The organism is Mesorhizobium sp. M1307 (assembly GCF_040318155.1).
Classification (GTDB): Bacteria; Pseudomonadota; Alphaproteobacteria; order Rhizobiales; family Rhizobiaceae; genus Mesorhizobium.
This window is the reverse complement of sequence record NZ_JAMYLR010000004.1, coordinates 24,911-49,440: the sequence shown is the minus strand read 5'-3', so window position 1 is coordinate 49,440 and position 24,530 is coordinate 24,911. Positions and strand designations below refer to the sequence as shown.

At 63.3% G+C, this 24,530-nt stretch carries 23 protein-coding genes; 10 read left to right on the top strand and 13 right to left on the bottom strand.

Going from position 1 to position 24,530, the window contains the following annotated elements:
• Window positions 1-48: 48 nt before the first annotated feature.
• Together NKH16_RS07465 and NKH16_RS07460 are read right to left on the bottom strand one after the other, a co-directional pair.
• The gene (locus NKH16_RS07465) at window positions 49-933 is read right to left on the bottom strand and encodes a DMT family transporter (RefSeq protein WP_352898873.1); all 885 of its coding nucleotides are present in this window, start codon (window positions 931-933) and stop codon (window positions 49-51) included.
• Between the two features lie 197 nt (window positions 934-1,130).
• Complete coding sequence (locus NKH16_RS07460) at window positions 1,131-1,538, bottom strand: DUF2000 family protein (protein ID WP_254816031.1); 408 nt, start codon at window positions 1,536-1,538, stop codon at window positions 1,131-1,133.
• 51 nt (window positions 1,539-1,589) lie between these two features.
• Between NKH16_RS07460 and NKH16_RS07455 the strand changes: the two genes are divergently transcribed.
• A complete protein-coding gene (locus NKH16_RS07455; protein ID WP_352745879.1) occupies window positions 1,590-2,462 on the top strand; it encodes an AraC family transcriptional regulator in 873 nt (290 codons plus the stop codon).
• A 2-nt stretch (window positions 2,463-2,464) separates the two neighbouring features.
• On the opposite strand, the gene NKH16_RS07450 is transcribed toward NKH16_RS07455, so the two are convergent.
• Together NKH16_RS07450 and NKH16_RS07445 are read right to left on the bottom strand one after the other, a co-directional pair.
• Window positions 2,465-2,947 (bottom strand): MarR family winged helix-turn-helix transcriptional regulator, encoded by a 483-nt coding sequence (locus tag NKH16_RS07450; RefSeq protein WP_352454736.1) that lies wholly within the window; start codon window positions 2,945-2,947, stop codon window positions 2,465-2,467.
• 203 nt (window positions 2,948-3,150) lie between these two features.
• Window positions 3,151-3,873 carry an intradiol ring-cleavage dioxygenase gene (locus tag NKH16_RS07445; RefSeq protein WP_352745826.1) on the bottom strand — a complete coding sequence of 241 codons (723 nt, stop codon included), beginning with the start codon at window positions 3,871-3,873 and terminating at the stop codon, window positions 3,151-3,153.
• A 196-nt stretch (window positions 3,874-4,069) separates the two neighbouring features.
• On the opposite strand from NKH16_RS07445, the gene NKH16_RS07440 reads away from it, so the two are divergent.
• A complete protein-coding gene (locus NKH16_RS07440; RefSeq protein WP_352745823.1) occupies window positions 4,070-5,137 on the top strand; it encodes a CobW family GTP-binding protein in 1,068 nt (355 codons plus the stop codon).
• 237 nt (window positions 5,138-5,374) lie between these two features.
• Complete coding sequence (locus NKH16_RS07435; protein ID WP_352745820.1) at window positions 5,375-6,349, top strand: WD40 repeat domain-containing protein; 975 nt, start codon at window positions 5,375-5,377, stop codon at window positions 6,347-6,349.
• 8 nt (window positions 6,350-6,357) lie between these two features.
• Here NKH16_RS07435 and NKH16_RS07430 read toward each other — a convergent pair whose 3' ends face one another.
• Window positions 6,358-6,813 carry a hypothetical protein gene (locus tag NKH16_RS07430; protein WP_352681511.1) on the bottom strand — a complete coding sequence of 152 codons (456 nt, stop codon included), beginning with the start codon at window positions 6,811-6,813 and terminating at the stop codon, window positions 6,358-6,360.
• Window positions 6,814-6,970: 157 nt separating this feature from the next.
• Here NKH16_RS07430 and NKH16_RS07425 point away from each other — a divergent pair, with 157 nt between their 5' ends.
• From NKH16_RS07425 to NKH16_RS07415, 3 genes are all read left to right on the top strand, one after another.
• Window positions 6,971-8,353: an aspartate aminotransferase family protein gene (locus NKH16_RS07425; RefSeq protein WP_352452223.1), complete on the top strand. Its 1,383-nt coding sequence runs from the start codon at window positions 6,971-6,973 to the stop codon at window positions 8,351-8,353.
• Between the two features lie 14 nt (window positions 8,354-8,367).
• Window positions 8,368-9,789, top strand: a complete 1,422-nt coding sequence (locus tag NKH16_RS07420) for a glutamine synthetase family protein (protein WP_352454740.1) — start codon at window positions 8,368-8,370, stop codon at window positions 9,787-9,789.
• A 132-nt stretch (window positions 9,790-9,921) separates the two neighbouring features.
• Entirely contained in the window at window positions 9,922-10,599 is a 678-nt protein-coding gene (locus tag NKH16_RS07415) for a UdgX family uracil-DNA binding protein (protein WP_023676234.1), read from the top strand.
• A 1-nt stretch (window position 10,600) separates the two neighbouring features.
• Here NKH16_RS07415 and NKH16_RS07410 read toward each other — a convergent pair whose 3' ends face one another.
• The 4 genes from NKH16_RS07410 to NKH16_RS07395 form a co-directional block, all read right to left on the bottom strand.
• The gene (locus NKH16_RS07410; RefSeq protein WP_352898868.1) at window positions 10,601-11,866 is read right to left on the bottom strand and encodes a glycerate kinase type-2 family protein; all 1,266 of its coding nucleotides are present in this window, start codon (window positions 11,864-11,866) and stop codon (window positions 10,601-10,603) included.
• Between the two features lie 175 nt (window positions 11,867-12,041).
• A complete protein-coding gene (locus NKH16_RS07405; protein ID WP_352452226.1) occupies window positions 12,042-12,548 on the bottom strand; it encodes a heme-degrading domain-containing protein in 507 nt (168 codons plus the stop codon).
• 74 nt (window positions 12,549-12,622) lie between these two features.
• Window positions 12,623-13,936: a guanine deaminase gene (guaD, locus tag NKH16_RS07400; RefSeq protein WP_352898866.1), complete on the bottom strand. Its 1,314-nt coding sequence runs from the start codon at window positions 13,934-13,936 to the stop codon at window positions 12,623-12,625.
• Window position 13,937: 1 nt separating this feature from the next.
• On the bottom strand, window positions 13,938-15,155 hold the full coding sequence (locus NKH16_RS07395; RefSeq protein ID WP_352898864.1) for a urate hydroxylase PuuD: 1,218 nt from the start codon (window positions 15,153-15,155) through the stop codon (window positions 13,938-13,940).
• Between the two features lie 140 nt (window positions 15,156-15,295).
• On the opposite strand from NKH16_RS07395, the gene NKH16_RS07390 reads away from it, so the two are divergent.
• The 4 genes from NKH16_RS07390 (at window position 15,296) to dps (ending at window position 19,189) form a co-directional block, all read left to right on the top strand.
• Window positions 15,296-16,216 carry a LysR family transcriptional regulator gene (locus NKH16_RS07390; protein ID WP_352590951.1) on the top strand — a complete coding sequence of 307 codons (921 nt, stop codon included), beginning with the start codon at window positions 15,296-15,298 and terminating at the stop codon, window positions 16,214-16,216.
• Window positions 16,217-16,291: 75 nt separating this feature from the next.
• Window positions 16,292-17,305: an LLM class flavin-dependent oxidoreductase gene (locus NKH16_RS07385; RefSeq protein ID WP_352898861.1), complete on the top strand. Its 1,014-nt coding sequence runs from the start codon at window positions 16,292-16,294 to the stop codon at window positions 17,303-17,305.
• Window positions 17,302-18,555, top strand: a complete 1,254-nt coding sequence (locus NKH16_RS07380) for an LLM class flavin-dependent oxidoreductase (protein WP_352898858.1) — start codon at window positions 17,302-17,304, stop codon at window positions 18,553-18,555. The genes NKH16_RS07385 and NKH16_RS07380 overlap by 4 nt, the downstream gene beginning before the upstream one ends.
• A gap of 145 nt (window positions 18,556-18,700) precedes the next feature.
• A complete protein-coding gene (dps, locus tag NKH16_RS07375; RefSeq protein ID WP_352898855.1) occupies window positions 18,701-19,189 on the top strand; it encodes a DNA starvation/stationary phase protection protein Dps in 489 nt (162 codons plus the stop codon).
• Between the two features lie 9 nt (window positions 19,190-19,198).
• Here the strand turns inward: dps and xdhC are convergent, their stop codons facing one another.
• The 4 genes from xdhC to uraH all read right to left on the bottom strand — a co-directional run bounded on the left by xdhC (window position 19,199) and on the right by uraH (window position 24,444).
• The gene (xdhC, locus tag NKH16_RS07370; protein WP_352899035.1) at window positions 19,199-20,173 is read right to left on the bottom strand and encodes a xanthine dehydrogenase accessory protein XdhC; all 975 of its coding nucleotides are present in this window, start codon (window positions 20,171-20,173) and stop codon (window positions 19,199-19,201) included.
• Window positions 20,174-20,235: 62 nt separating this feature from the next.
• Window positions 20,236-22,587, bottom strand: a complete 2,352-nt coding sequence (xdhB, locus tag NKH16_RS07365) for a xanthine dehydrogenase molybdopterin binding subunit (RefSeq protein ID WP_352716571.1) — start codon at window positions 22,585-22,587, stop codon at window positions 20,236-20,238.
• The gene (xdhA, locus tag NKH16_RS07360) at window positions 22,587-24,068 is read right to left on the bottom strand and encodes a xanthine dehydrogenase small subunit (RefSeq protein ID WP_352898852.1); all 1,482 of its coding nucleotides are present in this window, start codon (window positions 24,066-24,068) and stop codon (window positions 22,587-22,589) included. The genes xdhB and xdhA overlap by 1 nt, the downstream gene beginning before the upstream one ends.
• Before the next feature lies 1 nt (window position 24,069).
• Window positions 24,070-24,444 (bottom strand): hydroxyisourate hydrolase, encoded by a 375-nt coding sequence (gene uraH, locus NKH16_RS07355; protein ID WP_352452235.1) that lies wholly within the window; start codon window positions 24,442-24,444, stop codon window positions 24,070-24,072.
• Window positions 24,445-24,530 lie beyond the last annotated feature (86 nt).

Sequence of the window (24,530 nt, the reverse complement as noted above, 5' to 3'; positions counted from 1 at the left end):
ATTTAAACTGTTTAAAGGCCGGCTCTTATGCCATCGATCCCGCGCAAATCAAAGTTTTTTTGCCAGCGCTTCCGCCTCCGCGTCCAGCGTCGCGCGGTTGCGCAAGCGAAGCCGGTGCTCGCGGTGAACGATGTAGAGGCCGCTGGCGACGATGACTGTGGCACCGACCAGCGTCCAGCGATCGGGAAACTGGTTGAAGACGATCAGGCCGGAGATGATCATCCAGATCATCTGCGAATAGGGATAGGGAGCCAGGGCCGTGGTGGTGGCAAGGCGATAGGCCTGCACAAGAAGCCAATGGCCGATGGCGCCGAAGACGCCCAGCATCAGCAATATGAACCAGTGCCAGCCATCCTGCGGCAACGAAAGCGAAAACGGCAGTGTCGGCAGCAGCAGCACGGCCGGCGCCAGCGCCGAAAACAGAATGAGGCTTTCCGAGGTTTCCGTCGCCGACATGCGGCGCGTCATGATGACGTAGAAACTGTTCGATAGCATCGAGCCGAGCGCAAAGAGATGGCCGACGCCAAAAACTCCGATGCCCGGCCGGGTGATGATGAGGACGCCGACAAAGCCGCTCATGATCGCCAGCCAGCGCCGCCAGCCTGCCCATTCGCCGAGCAACGGACCGGCAAGCGCAGTGATCACCATTGGGCCGAAGAAGTAGATCGAGGTGGTTTCCGCCAGCTGCAGCGTCCGCAGCGCGAGAATGTTGCATATCGTCGATCCGAACAGGAGCAGACCGCGCGTGAGATGCGCCGGCAGGTTGGCGGGACGAAAGCGCAGCGGCTCGCGCCATCCACGCAGAAAGACGCCGACGATCAGCACATGGACCGCGAAGCGGGCCCAGCCGACGATCAGCGCCGAGACGCCGGCCAGCACAAGGTACTTGCTGCTGGTGTCGAGGAAGGTGAAAAACACATAGACGGAAAGCATGCACAGGATCGCCGCCGGCGATGTCGCGCTTTCGTCATGTCTTGGGGGAGCATTCAATTTCAGGCCGGACGGGAAGCAAGGCGGTCCCTCACCAATGCGGCAATTGTCGCCTGCGGGCAAGCCAAAACAGGCTGGCACAACGACAGCCGCCGACAGGCTCAGTTTGTTTCCCAGCGGCCGACCTAGTGGCCGACGACTCAGGCGTGCATGCGGGCGCCCTTGGTGATCTTGTCGACGAGCTTCTTTTCGGCGCGAAGCGCGATGCCGACCACCTTGGCATCCTCCGGCGCAAATTCGGCAAAGACGGCGCGGTTGGCCAGATCATACCCGGTCGAAAACATTTCCTCGACATAGAGCGAAACCGTCACACCACGCTCCAGCGCCCGCCGCTGGATCGCGCCGAGCGTCTGGCCGTCCGCCGAAAGCACGATGACCGGCTGGATCGACAGCGGGTTGTAGATATTGCCGGCGCGATCACGGTAGGGGTCGCCGATAATGTCGGGAAATTGCGCGACGATGCCGCTGGTCAGAAAGGCGGTGACATTGAGCTTTTGCCAGACGGGAAGATCATCCTTGAGCACGATTGCAAATTTCGTATCGAACATGCGACAGTTTCCAATCCGAAAGGGGGCCAATCCGAGGCTGCGAGAGAAGCGATGCCGCACGGTCTAGACGGGGAAGCCTTTCAGGGTCTTGGACGTTTGTGCGTGGATGCAGCCGAAAACTGCATCGTACCGGCACCCCGTGCTGCCGGCATGGAACGCATCGAGGCCCGGTTCCACGGCAACGCCTTCGATCTCCATCGCCACGACACCTATGCGATCGGGGTGACGCTTTATGGCGTGCAGCGCTTCCGCTATCGCGGCCAAACGCATCAGAGCCTGCCTGGCCAGATCATTATCCTTCATCCCGACGAACTGCACGATGGCGGTGCCGGTACCGAAGACGGCTTGCGATACAGAATGCTCTATTTGGAGCCGTCCCTGATGCTCGATTGTCTCGGCGGCGGATCACTGCCATTCGTCGGGAATGCCGTGGTGACAGACCGCGATCTCCGGGCGACGCTGCTTTCCGCGCTCGGGCCGTTGAATCAGGAACTGGACGAGCTGTTTGTCGTCGATTTCATGACGCAGCTTATGCAAAGCCTGGCCCGGCACGCCGGTCAGCCGACGAAACCGGTAGCGAAAACGGCGTGGCGCGCCGCCAGCCTGGCGCGCGACTATCTGGAGGAAAATGTCGCGCGGATTGTACGTTCAGACGAATTGGAGGCGATAACCGGATTGGACCGTTATGCCCTGTCGCGGCATTTCCGCGCCACCTTCTCCACCAGCCCGCACCGGTTCCTGTTGATGCGCCGGCTTCAACGAGCCCGTCGGATGATCGAAGCCGACGAGCCACTGGCGCAAATCGCCATCGCAGCCGGCTTCAGTGACCAAAGCCATTTCAATCGGCATTTCAAAAAGGCGTTCGGCGTCACACCGGGACGCTGGTCGGCACTGACGCGACGGCCGTCAGCGGCGAACGCGTGACCTTATTCAAGGATCTTGTCCTCGATATCGAGTTCGTCATCGGGGAGCACCATTTCGCCGTTCGAAAGGTTCGCCTCGACACGGGCAAGCAGCTTGAACAGCGCTTTCTGATCCTTCTTGTCGAGACCCTTCAATGCCTGCTTTTCGGTCTTCTTCACCGATTTCTCGATGGCGTGGATGATTTCGCGGCCGGTGTCGGTGAGGAAAATATGCGCCTGGCGGGCATCGGCGGACGAGGCCCGCTTCTCCAGAAAGCCCTGCGCCTGCAGCCGGTTGATGGTCTTGGTGATGGTCGGCGGACGCACGCCGAGGCGGCCGGCAAGGTTGCCGGGCGTCTGCCCGTCCTCGCGGTCGAGCGCCAGCATGATCTGGTCCTGGCCGGCATAGAAACCATGCGCCAGAAGCCGGGCGGCGAGCGCCGTGCGCGCCAGCCGCGCCGCCGAATGCAGCCGGCTCATTGTTGCAGTCTTGTCCGCCTTGGCCATGCTCATCCCTCCTCGGCCGAACCGGTGCGGACAGCATAGAAGCAGGCCGCCGATTGGCAATGACGATCGAAAACATTCCGGCTGGGAAAATAGCTTTGCCGGCAAGCTTCGCGGTGTTCGCCGTGGCTAATGCCAGATGTTTATTTCAGTTAGATGACAAACGACTTTCCGCAATGGCTGGATGGGGACGTGACGAGGCGTTCTCAACCGGCTTTCACCGCGACCACCATCAACGCCTGATAGGCGTCCGCCATTTCCCGCAGCGCTGCCTGCGACAGCGGCCCGGCCTGCCGCGCAATGCCGTCCCGCGCGTTCGATGTATCGCGTTTGCCGGGGCGATCTTTATAGGGCGCGACGGTGGCGAATATCTGCTCGCTGAGGCTGTCGGGGAAGAACATCTGGCCGGTCATCATCGAGCGGTCGTCGGGGAAGATCTTGAAATGGATGTGGGTGGTGCGGCCGCGATACCAGCCGGGATAGATGGTGGCGAAAGAAGCGATGCCGCTTTCATCGGTTCTCTGCCAGCCGCGGAGAAAGCTCTGGCCGGACGTGTCGATATCCTGCCCGTCGCCCTGTCCGGGATAGCCGGAATAGGTGCCCTGGGCATCGCAATGCCAGATATCGACGCGTGCGCCGGAAAGCGGCCGGCAGGCGGCGTCGACGATTTGCAGCCGCACATTGAGGGCGATGCCCTTCTTGCCCTCGGTGATATCGGCGCGTTCGAGCTTCGGGTCGAAATAGAACGGCCCTTCGGTGACCTCGGGCGTGATGGCGCAGACGCCGGCACCGGCTTCGAACAAAGCAAGCCCGGCATAGCGCGAAACCTGCCCGGCCCTTGCACCGGCAGGCAGGAATATGCCGCCAGCGGTAACCGCAACGAGACCGAGCGCCTGCCGACGGCTTAGTGGCAAGGACTTGTCGGACATCTGGCGCCTCTTCAACGCGAACAGCTCCGTAAATGACCCCGCCTATCTAGGGCCCGCTGTCAGGCGGCGCCAATGAAAGTTCGGTAATGTGAGGAAAGTTCGGCAATACCAGCCCTCTTTGGCCCACCGGTTTGCCTCGTGCAAAAGCCGAGCACACATCCTATATGGAGCCGACAATCCCTATTCGAGGCACAATATGAGCGACGCACAGACGCAGATCCCCGTAACCGTCCTCACCGGCTATCTCGGCGCCGGCAAGACGACACTGCTCAACCGCATCCTTTCGGAAAACCATGGCAAGCGCTACGCCGTCATCGTCAATGAATTCGGCGAGATCGGCATCGACAACGAGCTGATCGTGGAATCCGACGAGGAAATCTACGAGATGAACAATGGCTGCGTCTGCTGCACCGTGCGCGGCGACCTGATCCGCGTCGTCGAAGGCCTGATGCGCAGGCCTGGCCGCTTCGACGCCATCCTCGTCGAGACCACAGGCCTCGCCGATCCCGTGCCGGTGGCGCAGACCTTCTTCATGGACGACGACGTGCGTTCCAAGACCAGGCTCGATGCGGTGGTGGCGCTGGTCGACGCCAAGCACCTGCCGCTGCGTCTGAAGGATTCCCGAGAGGCCGAGGACCAGATCGCCTTTGCCGATGTCGTCGTACTCAACAAGACCGATCTGGTCACCCCCAAAGAGCTGAGCAAGGTGGAGGCGACGATCCGCGCCATCAACCCGGCGGCACGAATCCATCGCACCACACGCGCCAGCGTGGCGCTGTCCGAGGTGCTCGATCGCGGTGCGTTCGACCTGTCCCGGGCGCTGGAGAACGATCCGCATTTCCTCGAGGCGCATGACGATCACGACCATCATGATCATGATCATGACCACCATCACCATGATCACGACGGCCATGATCACCACGATCATGACGGGCATCATCATGCGCACCCTTCCGACATCCATGACGTGACTGTGCAGTCGGTGTCGCTGCGCGGCGGCGAGATGGACCCGAAAAAGTTCTTCCCGTGGATCGAGAAGGTCACCCAGATGGAAGGCCCGAACATCCTGCGGCTGAAAGGGATCATTGCGCTGAAAGGCGATGACGAGCGCTATGTCATCCAAGGTGTGCACATGATCATCGAGGGCGACCACCAGCGCGCCTGGAAGGACGACGAGAAGCACGAGAGCCGGCTGGTGTTCATCGGCCGCGAACTCGACGCCGAGCGACTGAAGACAAGCTTCGAGGCCTGCCAGGCCGCTTGATTTCCGGACTTTATAGCGCTAGCGCTGCCCCTTCTCTCCTTCTCCCCTTGTGGGAGAAGGTGGCCGAGCGAAAGCTCGGTCGGATGAGGGGTGTTCCAGCTTGGCAAGGACGGCACTCCGTCCAGCACCCCTCATCCGTCTTGGCGCTGCGCGCCAATCCACCTTCTCCCACAAGGGGAGAAGGCGGAGTCCGGCGGGTTAGATGACAAGCAGAAATCTCGAACGGAATGATCTCTCATGCCGACAGTCGCCCCGCTCGATCTCGAAGGCCACTGCCTCGCCGCCGTGTTTCTCGGCGACGTGCCGCATTTTGCGCTGGCTGACGGCACAATCCATCGGCTCGACCATGGCCACAAGACGGTGCAGGCCAATGACGGAATGCTCGCCGCCTTCCATGATGCGGCAAACGACCGACTGATCACCGGTGGTGAGGACGGCAGGATCTTTGCCGTGACCCCAGGCGGCAATACAACGGAATTGGCGACCGCAGGCAAAAAATGGATAACCAGCGTCGCCGCCGGGCCGCAAGGCGCTGTTGCCTATGCTTCGGGCAAGATTGCCTATGTGCGGTTTGCCGACGGCAAGACCAGGGAATTCTCGCATCCGCGCTCGGTCGAGGGGCTGGCCTTCTCGCCCAAGGGCATGCGCTTCGGCGTTGCCCGCTACAATGGCGCGACGCTGCACTTCCCGGCTGCCGACGGCAAGCCGGTCGAGCTCGAATGGGCCGGCGCCCACACCGGCATCACCTTCTCGCCGGACGGCGGCTTCGTCGTCACCACCATGCAGGAAAACGCGCTGCATGGCTGGAAGCTCGCCGACGGCAAGCACATGCGCATGTCCGGCTACCCCGGCAAGGTGAAAAGCCTGTCGTGGAGCGCCAAGGGCAAATGGCTGGCGAGTTCCGGCGCGCCGGCGGCGATCGTCTGGCCGTTTTCCGGCAAAGACGGGCCGATGGGCAAGGCGCCGCTGGAACTCGGCACGCGCGGCAGCTCCATGGTGACCACGGTCGCCTGCCACCCGAGCCAGGACGTCGTTGCTATCGGCTATGATGACGGGATGGTGATGGCGGTGCGCTTCGCCGACGCCAAGGAAGTGCTGTTGCGCCGGCCGGGCAAGGGCGCCGTCACTTCGATGATGTGGGACAAGGAAGAGCGCCGCGTCGCCTTTGGCAGCGCTGCGGGCGACTGCGGCGTCATCGATATTTCGGCGTAGCCTGTTATTTACTCGGCTCCGCAAGATACTTTGCCGGTCAATTCAGCCTGCTTGCCGTCCTTTTCGGCATCGGCCGTTACATCATAGATTGAGAGCAAATAGCGACCGTCATAGACGCCTTCCTCGCTGGCCTTGGTCAGGATCGCCAGTTCGACATAGCCGTAGGCGTTTTCGACCTGCCGTTCGTGGTAGACGAGCAGCCGCAATTCCTTGTTGTCGAGCCAATATTGCGTGAGGTTCTGATCCTCGAACACCGTCTTGCGCAGACTGTCGCCAGCCGGCCTGCCCAGAATCTCGAGCTCGCCGCTAAAATTGAAGGTCGGCCCGCCCATGCCTCTGGTGACCCCGGCACCGACCTGAAATTTGACGGCTGCATCCTCGGCGGAACACCAGATGCCGCCGGACGCCAGAGCCGCACCAACCGACGACAGCAGCGTTGCTGCGCAGACGATCGCCCGCAACATCTTATCCCCTCCAGCCGAAATACCATTGGCGCCCGAAGGCGGCTCGCGGTCAAGCGCCTGTTTTCATTCAAACGACCGCTGACCCAACACAGGGCAGCCGCCCGGCCAATTGCGGTGGCGGATGCCGATTGTCTAAAGTGCGACTGAGAGGGCCGCCATGAACGTCATGAACCATTCAAAGACTTCCATCGGCGGCATCGGCCCGGCCCGGATCGCCGAGTTGCGCGCGACCGAAGCAGAAGTCTTCCGCCGGGCGCGGCCAAAATCGATGGCGAAAATCGGCAATGGCCTGCCCGGCTTCTTCGGCGGCGTGCCGATGCATTGGATGAACGACTGGCCGACGCCGTTCCCGATCCTCGTCGATAGGGCCAGGGGCGCCATCATCAGAGATATCGACGGCAACCGGCTCGACGATTTCTGCCTTGGCGACACCGGTTCGATGTTCGGCCATTCGCCGCCGCCGGTCGCACGCGCCATCCGCAGGCAGGCCGGACGCGGCCTGACCTACATGCTGCCTGCCGAGAACGCGCTCGCCATCGGGCCGTTGCTGCAGCAGCGCTTCGGTTTGCTGTCGTGGCAGATCGCGACGACGGCGACCGATGCCAACCGCTTCGCGCTGCGGGTTGCCCGCGCCGTTACCGGCCGGGAGAAGATACTGGTCTTCAACGGCTGCTATCATGGCTCGGTCGACGAGACGATGGTGCGGCTGGTCGCCGGGAAAGCGGTGAATCGACCGGGACTGGCCGGCGAGTTCCGCGACCTGACGCGGGCGACTGATGTCGTCGAGTTCAACGATCTGCCGGCGCTCGACGCGGCACTCCGGGGCAACGATGTCGCCTGCGTCATCGCCGAGCCGGTGCTGACCAATTCCTGCATGGTGCTGCCCGAAGCCGGCTTTCATGATGGTTTGCGGCGTCTCACCCGTGCGACCGGCACGCTGCTTCTAATCGACGAGACGCATACAATCTCGACCGGTCCCGGCGGCTATTCAAGCAAATACGGGCTGGAGCCGGACCTGTTCGTGCTGGGCAAGCCGATTGCCGGCGGCGTACCGGCGAGCGTCTGGGGCATGAGCGAAGACGTTGCGGCCCGCTATGCCGCTTATATCAGCCGGAAAGAGCCCGGCTACTCCGGCATGGGGACAACGCTGTCGGCCAATCCGCTGCAATTCGCAGCGATGCGCGCCACGCTCGAATACGTCATGACCGACGAGAACTACAGCCATATGGACCATCTGGCGCGGCGGCTCGACGCCGGGCTGACCGCCGTCATCGATCGCTATCGTCTGCCCTGGCATGTTGCTCGCGTCGGTGCCCGTGTCGAGTTCATCTGCGCGCCGGGCCCGCTGAGGAACGGCGGCGAAGCGGAAGCTGCGCACGTGCCGGAGCTCGAGGCGGCAATCCATGTCGCGCTGGTCAATCGCGGCGTGCTGATCGCACCCTTCCACAACATGATGCTGATCTCTCCTGCGACCAGCGCCGCCCAGGTGAACCGGCTGATCACTGCCTTCGGCGCGGTTGCGGCAAAGCTTACGGCGTGAGACAAGCTTGCGGCATGAAACAAGCGCCCAAGCAAAGTTTGAACCTGGTCACGGCATCCCCTTCGGGCTCGACGCCCGCCGAGGCGCAGGCCTTTCTCGACGCTCATCCCGAGATCGAAGCGTTCGACATCGTGCTGACCGACGCCAATGGCGTCGGGCGCGGCAAGATCGTGCGCCGGCATGAATTGATGAGCATCTTCGAGGGGGGCCGGCACATGCCGATCTCGATCCTCGGCCTCGACATCACCGGCGAGGATGTTCACGAGACCGGGCTGATCTGGACGACGGGCGACGGCGACCTGCGGGCGTGGCCGATCCCCGGCACACTGGTGCCGCTGTTCGGCACCCAGCCGCCGCGCGGCCAGGTGCTGATGGCGATGTACCATCTCGATGGCCAGCCGATGTCGTCCGACCCGCGGCTGGCACTCGCCCGCCAGGTAGACATCCTCGCGGCCAAGGGCCTGCATCCGGCCGGCGCCTTCGAGCTCGAATTCTTCCTGCTCGCCAACGAGCGCGACGCCGAAGGCAAGGTGCAGCCGGCGCACGCGGTGCTTGACGGACGCCGCTCGGCCAAGACGGAGGTCTATTCCGTCGACCATCTGCACGGCATGGAGCCGCTGTTTTCCGACATCTACGCCGCAGCCAAGGTGCAAGGCATCCCGGCCGAGACGGTCATCTCGGAATATGCGCCCGGCCAGTACGAGCTGACGCTCAACTACCGCAAGGATGTGATGCGGGCGGCCGACGATCTCGTGATGCTCAAGCGACTGGTGCGGGCGCAGGCGCGCCGTCATGGTGTCACCGCTTGCTTCATGGCCAAGCCGATCGAGAAATATGCCGGCTCGGGCATGCATTTTCATGTCTCGCTGCTGGACGATGCCGGCAAGAATGTCTTTGCCGAAACCGGCGGCGAAAGCTGGTCGCTGCCGCTGCTGCGCGGCCTCGGCGGACTGATCCAGACGATGGCGGAATCGATGCTGGTCTTCGCGCCGCATGCCAATTCATGGCGGCGCTTCGTCTCGCAATCCTATGCGCCGGTGGCGCCGACCTGGGGCGTCAACAACCGTTCGGTGGCACTGCGTGTGCCGGCCGGCGATGCCAAGAACCGCCGCATCGAGCACCGGCCATCGGGCGTCGACGCGAATCCTTACCTAGTGGCGGCAACGGTGCTGGCCGGTGTCGTCAAGGGCCTCGACGAAGGCCTCGATCCCGGTCCCGAAACCACCGGCAATGGCTACGAATCGGCCGTCACGCGCACGACGATGCCGGTCGACTGGCGCGCCGCGATCGAGGCGGCAAGGGCGTCGAGTTTCCTCAAGGGCGCATTGGGCGAAGACCTGCACCGGACGTTCGTGGCGATCAAGCAATCGGAATATCTGCGCGTGGCGCGCACGGTCAGCGAACTGGATTATCACCTCTATCTGCACGAGGTGTAGGGCATCGCATCGTCGGCCATCCGCCGGTGAAGGCCCATGCGGAATAATTTCAACGGAACCTTCGGCGGGCTTTGCTCATTGCGTGTCTGATTGCAGCGAGCGAGCAAGGCCGCCTTAGTCATGATGGCCAGGATGCAGACAACCCCGACGCCGCACCATGCCAAAGTGCAGGCAAGACGCTTGCCTGCAAGCAAGTCTCCGGAAACGACAGAAATCGACGCCAGGACGATTCCTGAACTGCGCGAAACGGCCAAGATCTGCCGCCGCTGTCCGCTCTGGCACGACGCCACGCAGACCGTGTTCGGTGAGGGCCCTGATAAAGCCAAGGTGATCTTCGTCGGCGAACAGCCGGGCGACCAGGAGGACCTGGCGGGCAAGCCCTTCGTCGGTCCGGCGGGCAAGGTGTTCGACGCGATCCTGGACGATGCCGGCGTCGATCGGCTGAAAGTCTACGTCACCAACGCGGTCAAGCATTTCAAGTTCGAGCCGCGCGGCAAGCGGCGCATCCACTCCAAGCCGAACGCCGGCGAGGTGCAGGCTTGCCGCTGGTGGCTCGACAAGGAAATCGATCTGATCAAGCCCAATCTGGCGGTGGCGCTCGGCGCAACGGCGGCGCAGGCGCTGCTTGGCAAGGTGGTGCCGATCATGAAGATGCGCGGGGCCGTCGTGGAGCGCGACGATGGCTTGCGTGTCTTCGTCACCATCCACCCGTCCTTCATCCTGCGCATTCGCGAGCCGGCGGACAAGCAGGCAGAACGCGACCGGTTCCTGCAGGATATGAGAGCGGTGAAAAAGCTGATGGCCGCCTGAGCTATTTGATCAATATCGCCCGGAGATCGTTGACGTTTGTGCCGGTCGGACCGGGTACGAAAAGGTCATCTACGGCATTGAATGCCGTCCAGGCGTTGTTGCCGGCAAGCATGGCCTTGGCATCGACGCCCGCCTTATGCATCCGCGACACCGTCGAGCCGTCGGCGAAGGCGCCGGCATTGTCTTCCGAACCGTCAATGCCGTCGGTGTCGGCGGCCAGTGCGTGGACGCCCGCCATGCCGCTGACCCCAATGGCGAAGGCGAGCAGGAATTCCGAGTTGCGGCCGCCTTTGCCTTTCGCGCGCAAGGTCACGGTCGTCTCGCCGCCCGACAGGATCAGCACCGGTTTTGCGAATGGCCGGTTGCGCGTCGCCACTTCGCGCGCGATTGCAGCGTGGACGCCGCCGACCTCACGCGCCTCGCCCTCGATGGAATCGGAGAGAATGACCGCTTCGATACCTTGGTACCTGGCTTCGGCCGCAGCCGCTTCCAGCGATACGCCGGCCGAGGCGATCAGATGTACCTCGTTGCGCGAAAAACGCGGATCATCGACGCGCGGTGCATCGGCGGCCGGCGAATTGATGTGCGCCATCACTGAAGCCGGTAGTTTCATGTCATAGGCGGCGATCGACGCTAATGCATCTTCGCGGCTGCCGGAATCGGGAACGGTCGGGCCGGAAGCGACCAGCGCCGGGTTATCGCCCGGAATGTCGGAGACCACCAGCGACACCACCTTGGCTGGATAGGCAGCGGCCGCCAGCCTGCCGCCCTTGATCGTGGAAACATGTTTGCGGATGGTGTTCATCGCGGCGATCGGCACGCCGGAGGCGAGCAGCGCCTCGTTGACAGCGATCTCATCGGCCAGCGTCAGACCTTCGGCAGGTGACGGCAGCAGCGCCGAGCCGCCGCCCGAAATGAGCGCCACGACGAGGTCGTCCGCAGTCAGTCCCTGGACCTTTTCGAGCAGCCGTCGCGAGGCCTCCAGCCCCGCGGCATCCGGCACCGGATGCGCCGCCTCGATGATCTCGATGCGCCGGCAGGCCGCGCCATAGCCGTAGCGGGTGACGACCAAACCTTCGATCGGCCGGTCCCACACTTTCTCGAAAGCCGCCGCCATCTGCGCCGAGCCTTTTCCTGCACCGATGACGATCGTCCGTCCCTTCGGCCTTGCGGGCAAATGATCCTTGATCGTCCTCTGGGGATCGGCGGCGGCAACGGCGGCGTTGAAGATCGAAATGAGAAAGGACTTGGGATCGAGCGCGGTCATACTGAGCTACCACGGACGCTGTGCGAGCTTCTGCGGCGTTTGCGCTGCCCCTCACCCTTACCCTCTCCCCGTATAGAGACGGGGAGAGGGGATCGCCAGCGTTGGAGCGTTGCCCTTCTCCCCGTCACTACGCGGGGAGAAGGTGCCGGCAGGCGGATGAGGGGCAGCGCCAACGTCACGATGTTGCTTCCGGCGGCAGGACCAACTCCTGGCTATCGACGCCCAAGTAGCTACACAGCGTATGGACGACAACTCCGTGGTCCTCGCGCTCCGGTAGACCGGAGACGGCGATCACGCCGATGACGCCAGCGCCCTTGACAGTGATGGGAAAGCCGCCACCGGCCAGTACATAGTCGGCAACGTCCAGCCCCTCGCCGGGCTTGAAGCTGCGGTCGGGGCGCTGCTGCTCCAGCACAATGCGGTAGGTGCTTTTCAGGAACCGCCGCACGACGTTGATCTTGCGCCGCGCCCAGTCCGGATTGGAGGCGTTCGAGCCGGGCATTGCCGCATAGAACAGCGGCCGGTCGAAAGTTCTGATATCGACGATGATCGGCAGGTTTTCCTTGAGAGCCCGGTCGCGGATCGCCGAGCCGATCTCGAAAGCGACGGCTTCATCGAAGGCCGAAAAGACAAGCGTGGCTTCCTGTTTCTTGATCAGAGCGATGTCGTCCGCAACGGCCATGTCGTTCCCCTGTCGATCTCGCCTGTTGCTTTGGCGGATGGCTGCCGCCCGGTCAAGCCGGCCGCATACGACGGCTAAACCGCTATATCCGCCTTGGCCGCCCGGCCGGCGACATAGACCTCGCGCACGGCGCGGTCATCGCCGAGCGTCTGCAGCAGAAACAATTCCTCGGCGAGCGTGTCCGCCGTCTCCACCCGCAGCCGCATCGCCGGCGTGGCGCGGGCGTCGAGCACGATGATATCGGCGTCGCTGCCTTCCTCCAGGGTGCCGATCTTTTCCGCAAGCGACAGCGCCTCGGCATTGCCGCGGGTCAGCTGCCAGAAGGACTGGAACGGATTGAGCTTCTCGCCGTTCAGCGCGATCACCTTGTAGCCCTCGTCCATGGTGCGCAGCATCGAATAGTTGGTGCCACCGCCGACATCGGTGGCGGCGGCGATGCGAAGCGGCTTCTCGCGGCGGCTATAGCGCTGATAATCGAACAGGCCCGAGCCGAGAAACAGGTTGGAGGTCGGGCAGAACACCGCCACCGAGCCGCTATCCGAAAGCGCATCCGCCTCGCGTTCCGACAGGTGGATGCAATGGCCGAACAGGCTTCTGCGCCCGAGCAGCCCATAGTGTTCGTAGATGTCGGTGTAGTCCCGCGTCTGCGGGTATAATTGCTGCGTGAAGGCGATCTCGGCGTGGTTTTCCGACAGATGTGTCTGCATGTGCAGATCAGGATATTCGCGGCAGAGCGCGCCCGCCATCTCCAATTGCTCGGGCGACGAGGTGATGGCGAAGCGCGGCGTGATGGCATAGTGCTGGCGCCCCTTGCCGTGCCACTCATCGATCAACGCCTTGCTGTCGTCATAGCCCGATTGCGGCGTGTCGAGCACGCCGTCCGGCGCGTTGCGGTCCATCATCACCTTGCCGGCGATGTTGAGCATGTTGCGGTCGTGCGACTCGGCAAAGAACGCTTCGGCAGATTCCTTGTGTACCGAGCAATAGGCCGCGACTGTCGTGGTGCCATGCCGCAATACTTCATCCAGGAACAGCCTGGCGATACGGCGGCCATGCTGGGCGTTCTGGAATTTGGTCTCTTCCGGAAAAGTGTAGGTGTTCAGCCAGTCGAGCAGCTCGGCGCCGAAGGAAGCGATGACCTGCATCTGCGGAAAATGCGCGTGCGCATCGATGAACCCGGGCAGCAGCAGATGTGGCCTGTGGTCGATCTTTCTTGTTCCCTCACCCGCCTTTTTCTCGACCTCGGCATAGGCGCCAGCGGCAACGATCCTGCCGTCGCGCATCAGCAGGCCGCCATCTTGCTCGTAGCGCCAGGCGGAATGGTCGTCGATAGTTTCTGGCCAGCGCAAAAACGACAGCGTGCGGCCGCGCAGCAGCGTGCTGGTCATGCTATTTCCCCGCGCCTTCGAACCAGGCTATCAGCAGTGCCCGTTCCTTGTCGGTGATCTGGGTGACGTTGGCGGGCGGCATGGCGTGGCTGCGTCCGGCCTGCAGGTAGATCTCGCCGGCGTGCTCGGCGATGCCGGCATCGGTGTCGAGCATCACACCCTTCGGTGCGTGGTAAATGCCCGCGTAGGACGGCTCCGCCGCGTGGCACATCGAACAGCGGCCAAGCACCGTATCGCGCACGGCAGGGAAATGCGCCGAGGCAACGTAGACCTGTGCCGCCGAGGACGTTTTGACCTCGCCGGTCAGCAGCTTCGGTGCGGTCGACAGCCAGATGATGACGACGAACAGGACGGCGGCCGCCAGCCAGGTCCAGGTAGGATTGCCCTTGCGCGCATGCCTGGTGTTGAAATAGTGCCGGATCAGCACGCCGATGATGAACACCAGCGAGGCGATGACCCAGTTGAACTCTGTCCCGAACGCCAGCGGATAATGGTTCGACAGCATCAGGAACAAAACCGGCAGCGTCAGGTAATTGTTGTGCAGCGAGCGCTGCTTGGCGATCTTGCCGTATTTCGGATCGGGCTTACGGCCGGCGATCAGGTCGGCGACGACGATCTTCTGGTTGGGGATGATGACCATGAAAACGTTGGCCGACATGATCGTCGCGGTGATGGCGCCGAGATGCAGGAAGGCGGCGCGGCCGGTGAACAGGTGGGTCAGTCCCCAGGCCATGAATACCAGCACCCCATACAGCACCAGCATCAGGCCGGTGTCGCTGTTGCCGAGCGGCGAACGGCACAAGAGATCGTAGACCACCCAGCCGACGCCGATCGTCGCCAGCGACAGCAAGATGCCTGTAGGCACCGACATGGCAAGGACATTCGGATCGATCAGGAACAGGTCCGCCCCGGCATAGTAGACGACGCACAGCATGGCGAAGCCCGACAGCCAGGTGGCGTAGGATTCCCACTTGAACCAGGTCAGATGCTCGGGCATCTCAGCCGGCGCCACCAGATATTTCTGCACATGGTAAAAGCCGCCGCCATGCACCTGCCATTCCTCGCCGAAGGCTCCGGCAGGCATGCCCGGACGCTGGCGCAGCCCGAGATCGAGCGCGACGAAATAAAAGGACGACCCAATCCAGGCGATACCGGTGACGACGTGCAGCCAGCGCACGGCGAAACTCAGCCAATCCCAGAATATCGCGAAATCCATCATGAAAAAATCGTCCCTGCCGATCCACTGACTTTACGGACTGGAGCGCAAACGGAAAGAGCCGAGCTGCACGATGACTTTCAAAAAAATTTGGAAAATACTAGGCTCGTTACACGCTGCCACATGAGAGCCACGAAAGCCGCATGGCCTATCTCGACAACATCGCCGTTTTCGTCCGCGTCGTCGAGCTCGGCAATTTATCGGCGGCTGGGCGCGACATGCGCATTTCGCCGGCAGTCGCTTCCAATCGCATCAAGGAGCTCGAGAAGCATCTCGGTGTCAGGCTGTTCAACCGCACGACGCGGCAGTTGATGCCGACCGAGCACGGCACGGTGTTCTACTCCGGCGCCAAGCAGGTGCTGGAGGCGGTCACCGAGGCGGAAGCGGCGGTCAGCGCGTTATCCGGGCAGCCGCGCGGCACCATAAAGGTGACAGCGCCGCTCGGCCTCGGGCGGCGGCTGGTGGCATCCGGCATCCCGGATTTCCACGACAGATACCCCGATATCGAGGTGCGGCTCCGGCTTTCCGATCACAATGTCGATATCATGAAGGAAGGCATCGACGTTGCCTTCCGGCTGGGCATCATCGAGGATTCCAGCCTCAGGATGCGCGGCATCATGGAATGCGAACGCGTTCTGGTGGCGGCTCCGCAATATCTGGAGGCGCGCGGCGAGCCTACCGAGCCGCAGGAGTTGATCGGCAAGAAGCACGATTGCCTGATGCTGCGCTATTCCGGCGCGCGCGAATATGTCTGGACGCTGCAGACGCCGAACGGACCGCAAAAGTTCGAGGTGCACGGCCCCTACGATACCGATGATGGCGACGTGCTGACCGGCTGGGCGCTGTCCGGCCGCGGCATCATCAACAAGCCGCGCTTCGAGGTCGAGCCGTTTATCCGCGACCAGCGGCTGAAGGTGATCCTGAGCAACACGCCGCCGACGCCGGTGCAGTTCGCCGCCGTCTACCCTCATAAGAAGCTGCAGGATCCGAAGGTGCGGCTGCTGCTCGATTTCATGGCCGAGCGCTGCCAGCGGCTGATCAGGGATATTCTGGCCGGCAAATGATCGCCGGCTGGCCGGTTGCTTTCCGTCCAGCCGGCGAGATAATTCTCAAGGAATCTCGCTCAACAGGGAAAAGCGATGGCCAACGGCGCCACAATGTGTCTCGCCGTTTCACTGTCTCCGGAAGCCGCCCCTTCCCATCCGCCCGACGCCGGCTCGGACTTCAGTCTGCTGACGCGGTTCGTGCAAGAAGCCGAAGCGGCCGGTCTGGATATGGTGTTGCTCGCCGATTCCGCGCCGGTTGCAGGCGGGCCGAACCGGCAAATGCGCTTCGAAGCAACGACCTTGGTGGCGGCGCTGGCGACGGTGACAAGCAGGATCGGCCTTGCCGCCGCGGCGTCGACGGTCGCCCACCAGCCCTACAACCTCGCACGCCGTTTCGCCTCGCTCGATATTATCAGCCATGGCCGCGCCGGCTGGAACGCGAGCATGTTTCCCGATCCGCGCGAGGCGGCCAATTTCAGCCGACCGGAAGGGTTTTCCGGCGACGATTTCCGCCTGCGCGTCGAGGAATTCATCGGCATCGTGCAAGGCTTGTGGAAAGGCTGGGACGCAGACGCGCTGCTGTTCGACAAAAGTGGCGGCCGCTTCTTCGATCCTGAAAAGATGCATTTGCTCGACCACAAGGGCGAATATTTTTCCGTGCGCGGGCCGCTCAACGTGGCTCGGTCGCCGCAGGACACGCCGGTGCTGGTCATGTCCGGCCTGTCCGAGCCCGACACGGATATCGCCGCCCGCACCGCCGATGTCGTCCTGCTGGATGAGGCATCGATCGAGCCGGCGAAGGCTGGCGATCTGAAGCGCCGTGCGCTTGCCTTCGGGCGCAGTCCGGAGGCGCTGAAAGTGCTGATGAACGTTACCGTCAGCGCCGAAATAACCGCCGCGCCGAACCTGTTTGCGGACAGGCTCGAAGAGTGCTTTCGCTCGAAAGCCTGCGACGGTTTCATCATCGCCATGCCGTTCACATCGGCGCTCGACGATTTCGTCGGTCTCGTGCTGCCGGAGCTTTGCCGCCGCGGCCTTGTCCGGTCCGGCTACAGCGCGGCGACACTGCGCGCCCATCTCGGGCTTGCAGGGGAGGATCGGCAATGAGCGCCGGTCGAGGCCAGATGAAGCTCGGCGCCTTCCTGTGGGCGACAGGCCACCACATCGCCGCCTGGCGTCATCCGCAGGCGCATGTCACGGCCGGCATCGACATCGATCATTACATCCAGCTGGCGCGGACGGCGGAAGCGGCAAAGTTCGACATGATCTTCTGCGAGGACGCCGCCGGCGTGCGCGAGGCCAATGTCAACATCGCCAGCCAAACGTCGCGCTCGATCGGCTTCGAGCCGATCAGCCTGCTTGCGGCGCTCGCGGTGCAGACGGAGCGCATCGGCCTCGTCTCAACGGCGTCGACGAGCTATAACGAGCCTTACGGGCTGGCGCGAACCTTCCTGTCGCTCGACCATCTGAGCGGCGGGCGTGCCGGCTGGAACCTTGTCACTTCGGCCAGCCAGATCGAGGCCGCCAATTTCGGCTCGACCGGACTGCGCCCACATGCGGACCGCTACGACCGCGCGCGCGAATTCGCTGCCGTGGTTGCTGGCCTTTGGCAAGGCCAGGGTGGACACGAAGGCAGAAGTTTTTCGGTGCGCGACCCGCTCGATCTGCCGCGCTCGCCACAAGGTGCACCGGTCATGGTTCAGGCGGGAGCGTCGGATGAGGGCCGCGATCTCGCCGCCCGGACCGCCGATGTGGTGTTCACTGCGGCGCAGACATTCGAGGAGGCGAAGGCCTTCTACGACGACCTCAAGGGACGGCTGGTGGCCCATGGGCGCGAGCCGGAGGACGTCAAGATCATGCCCGGCGTCGCGCCGGTCGTCGCGGCAAGCGAAGCGGAAGCCCGGGCAAAACATGATGAACTGCAGGAGCTGATACCGGACGATGTCGGTGTCGCGCTGCTTTCCAGCTATCTCAGCATATCCGATCTCGCGCGCTATCCCATCGACGGACCGCTGCCCGAGCTGCCGGCCAGCGAAGGCATGCAGAGCCGGCAGGCGCTCGTCATCGAGCAATCACGCCGCGACAAGCTGTCCATTCGCCAGCTTGCCCGTCATTTCGCCGGCGCGCGCGGTCATTGGCGCGTCGTCGGAACTCCGGCCCAGATCGCCGACCAGCTCGAGGCACGCTTCGAGGGCGGCGCGGCAGACGGTTTCAACGTCATGCCATCCTATTTTCCCGGCGAACTCGAAGCCTTTGCCACGCTTGTCGTGCCGGAGCTGCAGCGGCGCGGGCTTTTCCGGAAGGCTTATGAAGGTAGCACGTTGCGCGACCATCTGGGCTTGAAAACGCCGGCGTAAAACGACGAGCGGAACGAAAATGGAAATCGCCGTTTTGGGATGCTGTGCCGCGGCGATGAGGGCGTCTGCGCGCATATTCGATTGACCATCCCAAACTTCGCCCTCTTTTCAAACCACGCGGACGCAACCGCCACAGGAGCCGATCATGGATGCCATCGCCACCCGCAACGACCTGCAATCCAACGCCAAGAAAGAGTGTATCGATCTTCTCAATGCCCGCCTCGCCGACGCCATCGATCTGGCGTTGATCACCAAGCAGGCGCACTGGAACGTCAAGGGACCGCAATTCATCGCCATCCACGAGATGCTCGACACGTTCCGCGAGGAGCTCGACGGCCATGTCGACACCATTGCCGAGCGCGCCGTACAGCTCGGCGGCACGGCGCTCGGCACCTCGCAGGAGGTGTCGAAGGCGACTATGCTGGAGGCCTATCCGACCGACATCCACAAGACCCGGGATCATCTGGCGGCGCTGATCGACCGCTATGCCGCAACCGCCAAGCGGGCACGCGCGGCGATCGACGAGGCGGCCGGCGCGGGCGATGCCAACACCGCCGACATCTTCACCGCCTATTCACGCTCGCTCGACAAATTGCTGTGGTTCCTTGAGGCGCACACGCAGGAGAAGGAATAGAAGGAAACGTCAGCCGGCCATCGCCTTGCCACGACGGGCTTTGGACGGAGCGTGGGTGGTCAACGCAGTCATGATTTCGGCTGCGGCTAGCGCGGCGATCACCTGCGGGCGCTTGTCCTTGATTGCATCGCCGCCAATCGGCGAGACGAGGCGGGCAAATTCCGCCTCGCTTCCGTCCGCCGACTTAAGGAACCAATTCCGGAAGGTCGCCTTCTTGGTCCTGGAACCGATCATGCCGACATAGGCGGCATCGCGGCGTTTCAGCGCCTCGGCGACGATCAGGAAGTCCAGCGCATGGTCGTGGGTCAGGACGACAAAGGCGGAGCCGGCCGGCGCCTTGCGCACAATTGCCTCAGGCATCGGCGTCAGCTTGGTTTCGACCGCTTCCGGCATGCCTTCGAGCGCCTCGGCTCGCGTCTCGACAACGACGACATGCACCGGTAGCAAGGCCACCGTGGAGGCCAGTGCCTGGCCGACATGACCGCCGCCGAAGATGTAAACATGCGGCAGCTGCGCCGCCTCGGCCTCCGCCGCCGCAACCAGCTTGGCTTCAAGCGCGGGGTCGACCAGCCGGATCAACAGCTCGACCCTGCCGCCGCAGCACTGCCCGATCTCCGGGCCTAGCGCGATGTCGAGCGTGGCGCGGATATCCCTCCCCCTTGAGGGGAGGGTGGCGGCGAAGCCGCCGGGTGGGGTCGCCGCGGCAGTGCTCGACGCACTGGCGGTACCTTCTGAGACGACCCCCTCTGGCCGCTCCGCGGCCATCTCCCCCTCAAGGGGGGAGAAAAGCATCTGCCGCGCTTTGTCGATCGCCATGTATTCGAGCTGGCCGCCGCCGATCGTGCCGAAAGTGGCCGATCCCGAGACGAGCATGAAGGCACCCGTCTCGCGCGGCGTCGAACCTTTTGTCCCGGCCACCTCAACTAAGGCGACCCGGCCGGCACCGGCAAGAAAGGCTTTCAGGCTCTGCACTTTCGGGTTCATCATTCGCGTTCCCTATCGGGAAATATAGAGTTTTTCGGCCTGAATTGCACGTTTTCCGGGATTCAAGTGCCGGTCCTGGCTTCCCGCTTCAGCCGTTCGATCGCCATCAGCACACGCTCCGGCGTGGCCGGCGGGTCGAGGCGCGGGCAGATCTTGTGGCTGGCAACGCTCGCAACTGCGTCCGACAGCGCATGCAGCACCGACATTGCGAGCGGAAAGGGCGGTTCGCCGACCGCCTTGGAGCGGTGCACCGTCGGCTCGCCTGCTTGCGCCCAGTCGGCCAAAGTCACATTAAAAATCTTCGGCCGGTCCGACGCGAGCGGGATCTTGTAGGTCGATGGCGCATGGGTACGCAGCCGCCCCTTGTCGTCCCACCACAGTTCCTCCGTCGTCAGCCAGCCCATGCCCTGGATGAAGCCGCCCTCGATCTGGCCGAGGTCGATGGCGCGGTTCAGCGAGCGGCCGGTTTCGTGCAGGATGTCGGTGCGCTCGACGACATATTCGCCGGTCAGCGTATCGACCGAAACTTCCGAGCACGCGGCGCCATAGGCGAAATAGTAGAAGGGATGGCCCTCGCCCTTGTCGCGGTCCCAATGGATTTTCGGCGTCTTGTAGAAACCCGCCGCCGAAAGCTGGATGCGCGCCATATAGGCCTGCCTGACGAGATCGGCGAAGGCGATCTCCTGGTTTCCGATGCGCACGCGGTTGGGCAAGAACAGCACCTGGTCGCGCGGCACCTGGTATCTCTCGACGGCGAAATTGATCAACCGGTCCTTGATCTGGCGGGCGGCATTCTGCGCCGCCATGCCGTTGAGATCGGAGCCGGAAGACGCGGCGGTGGCCGAGGTGTTCGGCACCTTGCCGGTCGTCGTCGCGGTGATCTTGACCTGATCGAGGTCGATCTGGAACTCTTCCGCCACGACCTGCGCCACCTTGACATAGAGGCCCTGCCCCATCTCGGTGCCGCCGTGGTTCAGATGCACCGAACCGTCGGTATAGACATGCACCAGCGCGCCGGCCTGGTTGTAGTGGGTGGCGGTGAACGAGATGCCGAACTTGACTGGCGTCAGCGCCAGTCCGCGCTTGATGAAGCGGCTGTTGGCATTGAAAGCATCGATGGTGCGGCGGCGCCTCGCATAGTCGGAACTCGCCTCCAGCTCGGCGACGATGCGGTGGATGATGTTGTCCTCGACCGTCTGGTGATAGGGCGTGATGTTGCGGTCGCTGGTGCCGTAGAAATTCTTCTTGCGGATTTCGAGCGGGTCCTTGCCGACGGCAAACGCGACTTCGTCGATGACGCGCTCGGCGCCGACCATGCCTTGCGGGCCGCCGAAGCCGCGAAAGGCAGTGTTCGATACCGTGTTGGTGTAGAGCGGCGCCGATTGCGCGTGCACCGCCGGCCAGAAATAGGTGTTGTCGCAATGGAACAGCGCGCGGTCAGTGACCGGGCCGGAGAGGTCGGCCGAGAAGCCGCAGCGCGCCGCGAACATGAAATCTACGCCCAGAATATTGCCCTGGTCGTCGAAGCCGACCTCGTAGTCGACGAGGAAATCGTGGCGTTTGCCGGTGGCGATCATGTCGTCGTCGCGGTCGGGCCGGATTTTCACGGCCCGATGATGTTTCTTCGCGGCGATAGCGGCCAATGCCGCAAACTGATTGCCTTGCGTTTCCTTACCGCCGAAAGCGCCGCCCATCCGGCGGATTTCCACCGTCACCGCATGGCTCGGCACACCCAGCGCATGGCTGACCATGTGCTGGATTTCGCTCGGGTGCTGGGTCGAGGAATAGATGGTGACGTCGTGGTCCTCGCCGGGGATGGCCAAGGCGATATGACCTTCGAGATAGAAATGCTCCTGGCCGCCTATGCGCATTTTTCCCTTCAGCCGGCGCGGCGCCGCATTGATCGCAGCCGCTGCATCACCGCGCTTCAGCGTCAGCGGCGGCGTGACCAGCTTATCTTTCCGGGGATCGAGCTCACCGACATCGGCGACGAACGGCAATTCCTTGTATTCGACCTTGGCCAGCCTCGTTGCACGGCGCGCCTGCTCGCGGGTTTCGGCAATGACGCAGAAGATCGGCTGGCCAAAGAATTGCACCTTGCCGTCGGCCAGCACCGGCTCGTCGTGACGGCCGGTCGGCGAAATGTCGTTCTCGCCTGGCACGTCGCTCGCCGTCAGCACGTCGATGACGCCGGGTGCCGCGCGCACCGCCGACAGGTCCATGCTGGTGATGGTGGCATGCGTCGCCGTCGAAAGCCCAAGGCAGCCGTGCAGCGTGCCGGCCGGTTCCGGCATGTCGTCGATATAGACGGCCGTGCCACTGACATGCTTGTGCGCGGAATCATGGCGCTGGTCGGTGGCGACGCCGCCGGCGATTTTTTGCGCCTTCAGGTTGGGGGTGGCGTGCTTGTTCATCATGCCGCCTCGTGCCGTGATACCTGGATCGGCGCCCGGGTGCCGGTGGTTTCGGCAAAGAAGCGCAGCAGCAGGTTGCGCGCCGCCAGCGCCCGGTATTCGGCGCTTGCCCGCATGTCGGTCAGCGGCGTGAAATCGTCGGCATACGCGGCCATCGCCGCCTCGACCGTCGCTTCCGTCCAGGGCTTGCCAAGCAATGCCTTTTCGACGCCAAAGGCTCGCTTCGGCGTTGCCGCCATGCCGCCATAGGCGATGCGCACATCCGCCACCGTGCCATGCTCGGCGAGCTTCAGGAAAAACGCGCCTAGCGCTGCTGTGATGTCTTCGTCGCGGCGCTTGGTGATCTTGTAGACGGCAAATTTCGTCTCGCTACCCGGCACCGGAACATGCACGGCCTCGACGAATTCGCCGGGCTGCCGGTCCTGCTTGCCGTAGGCGATGAAAAACTCCTCGAGCGGGATCGTTCGACGCTTGTCGCCGCGGCGCAGCGTCAGGCGGGCACCGAGTGCGATCAGCGGCGGCGGCGTGTCGCCGATCGGCGAACCGTTGGCGATATTGCCGCCGATGGTGCCCATGTTGCGCACCTGATCGCCGCCGATGCGGTCGAACAGCGGGCCGAGCGCCGGGATGCGTTTCGCCAGCGTCGAGAAGGCTTCGCTATAGGTGACACCGGCGCCGATCGAGACGACGCCCTTGTCCTCGGAAATCCCGCACAGACCATCGAGATTGCCGATGAAAACCGCCGGCGCAATATCGCGCATGTGCTTGGTCACCCAAAGGCCGACATCGGTCGAACCCGCGACGATAGTGGCGCCCGGCTCCTTGACCAGCACGCTGGCCAGATCGTCGGCATTGGCCGGCACGATCAGCCGCTTGTTGCCGGAGCCGATCTCAATGCGCGAACCGTCCTTCATCGCTTCGAGCTTGGTCGTGACTGCCTTGCGCTCCGCCGCCAACGGATCCTTTGTCGCCTTGCCGTAGCTGGAGATGGCACGTGCGGCGCGCATGATCGCCTCGTAGCCGGTGCAGCGGCAGAGATTGCCTTGCAGCGCCTTTTCGATGGCGGCGTCCGACGGCTCCGGCGCCCGCATCCACAGAGCATAAAGCGACATGACGAAACCCGGCGTGCAGAAGCCGCATTGCGAGCCGTGGAAATCGACCATCGCCTGCTGCACGGGATGCAGTTTTCCTGCGTCGCCGCGCAGATGCTCGACGGTCACGACATGCGTGCCGTCTAGCGAGCCAAGTAAGCGGATGCAGGCATTGACGCTTTCATAGACCAGTGTTCCACCGGAGAGCCTGCCGACCAGCACCGTGCAAGCGCCACAGTCGCCCTCGGCGCAACCTTCCTTGGTGCCGCGCAGCGAGCGGTCGAGCCGCAGCCAATCGAGCAGGGTCTGGTCGGGTGCAACCGTGCTGAGCGCGACGTCCTCGCCATTGAGGATGAAGCGGATTTCATTGCGTGTCTTGATTCCGGCCATCTCAGCTTCCCCGGTAAGTCGAATAGCCGTACGGGGACAGAAGCAGTGGCACATGATAGTGCACCGGCTCGGCCATACCGAAGCGGATCGGCACATGGTCGATGAAGGCCGGTTCCGCCAGATTTGTCCCTTGCCGGCGCAGATAATCGCCGGCCGCAAAGACCAGCTCGTATTCGCCGGTACGGAATTCCGCGCCGGCAAGCAGCGGAGCATCGCAACGGCCGTCATCATTGGTGACGACCGTTTTCAGATGCGTCCGGGCCTGACCGTCAAGATGATAGAGCTCGATCGACAGACCGGCCGCCGGTTTGCCGGCCGCAGTGTCGAGGACGTGGGTCGTCAGGCGCCCGCCTTCGGCTTTCGACGTTTCCGCCACTGGCTGCTCCATTCCCTGCACAGTCGAACACTATTCATGAATTGTGCGCCAATTAAAGGCGATGCATAAGTCCCGGTCGAGCGGAG

Coding starts and splice junctions, on each gene's coding strand:
- NKH16_RS07435 (WP_352745820.1), top strand. CDS start 5,375: ATGCCGACAGTCGCCCCGCTCGATCTCGAAGGCCACTGCCTCGCCGCC.
- NKH16_RS07465 (WP_352898873.1), bottom strand. CDS start 933: ATGCTTTCCGTCTATGTGTTTTTCACCTTCCTCGACACCAGCAGCAAG.
- xdhB (WP_352716571.1), bottom strand. CDS start 22,587: ATGAACAAGCACGCCACCCCCAACCTGAAGGCGCAAAAAATCGCCGGC.
- NKH16_RS07380 (WP_352898858.1), top strand. CDS start 17,302: ATGAGCGCCGGTCGAGGCCAGATGAAGCTCGGCGCCTTCCTGTGGGCG.
- xdhC (WP_352899035.1), bottom strand. CDS start 20,173: ATGAACCCGAAAGTGCAGAGCCTGAAAGCCTTTCTTGCCGGTGCCGGC.
- xdhA (WP_352898852.1), bottom strand. CDS start 24,068: ATGGCCGGAATCAAGACACGCAATGAAATCCGCTTCATCCTCAATGGC.
- guaD (WP_352898866.1), bottom strand. CDS start 13,936: ATGACCAGCACGCTGCTGCGCGGCCGCACGCTGTCGTTTTTGCGCTGG.
- NKH16_RS07455 (WP_352745879.1), top strand. CDS start 1,590: ATGCCGCACGGTCTAGACGGGGAAGCCTTTCAGGGTCTTGGACGTTTG.
- NKH16_RS07405 (WP_352452226.1), bottom strand. CDS start 12,548: ATGGCCGTTGCGGACGACATCGCTCTGATCAAGAAACAGGAAGCCACG.
- NKH16_RS07445 (WP_352745826.1), bottom strand. CDS start 3,873: ATGTCCGACAAGTCCTTGCCACTAAGCCGTCGGCAGGCGCTCGGTCTC.
- NKH16_RS07430 (WP_352681511.1), bottom strand. CDS start 6,813: ATGTTGCGGGCGATCGTCTGCGCAGCAACGCTGCTGTCGTCGGTTGGT.
- NKH16_RS07450 (WP_352454736.1), bottom strand. CDS start 2,947: ATGGCCAAGGCGGACAAGACTGCAACAATGAGCCGGCTGCATTCGGCG.
- NKH16_RS07385 (WP_352898861.1), top strand. CDS start 16,292: ATGGCCAACGGCGCCACAATGTGTCTCGCCGTTTCACTGTCTCCGGAA.
- NKH16_RS07425 (WP_352452223.1), top strand. CDS start 6,971: ATGAACGTCATGAACCATTCAAAGACTTCCATCGGCGGCATCGGCCCG.
- NKH16_RS07415 (WP_023676234.1), top strand. CDS start 9,922: ATGCAGACAACCCCGACGCCGCACCATGCCAAAGTGCAGGCAAGACGC.
- NKH16_RS07420 (WP_352454740.1), top strand. CDS start 8,368: ATGAAACAAGCGCCCAAGCAAAGTTTGAACCTGGTCACGGCATCCCCT.
- NKH16_RS07460 (WP_254816031.1), bottom strand. CDS start 1,538: ATGTTCGATACGAAATTTGCAATCGTGCTCAAGGATGATCTTCCCGTC.
- dps (WP_352898855.1), top strand. CDS start 18,701: ATGGATGCCATCGCCACCCGCAACGACCTGCAATCCAACGCCAAGAAA.
- NKH16_RS07390 (WP_352590951.1), top strand. CDS start 15,296: ATGGCCTATCTCGACAACATCGCCGTTTTCGTCCGCGTCGTCGAGCTC.
- NKH16_RS07440 (WP_352745823.1), top strand. CDS start 4,070: ATGAGCGACGCACAGACGCAGATCCCCGTAACCGTCCTCACCGGCTAT.
- NKH16_RS07410 (WP_352898868.1), bottom strand. CDS start 11,866: ATGACCGCGCTCGATCCCAAGTCCTTTCTCATTTCGATCTTCAACGCC.
- NKH16_RS07395 (WP_352898864.1), bottom strand. CDS start 15,155: ATGATGGATTTCGCGATATTCTGGGATTGGCTGAGTTTCGCCGTGCGC.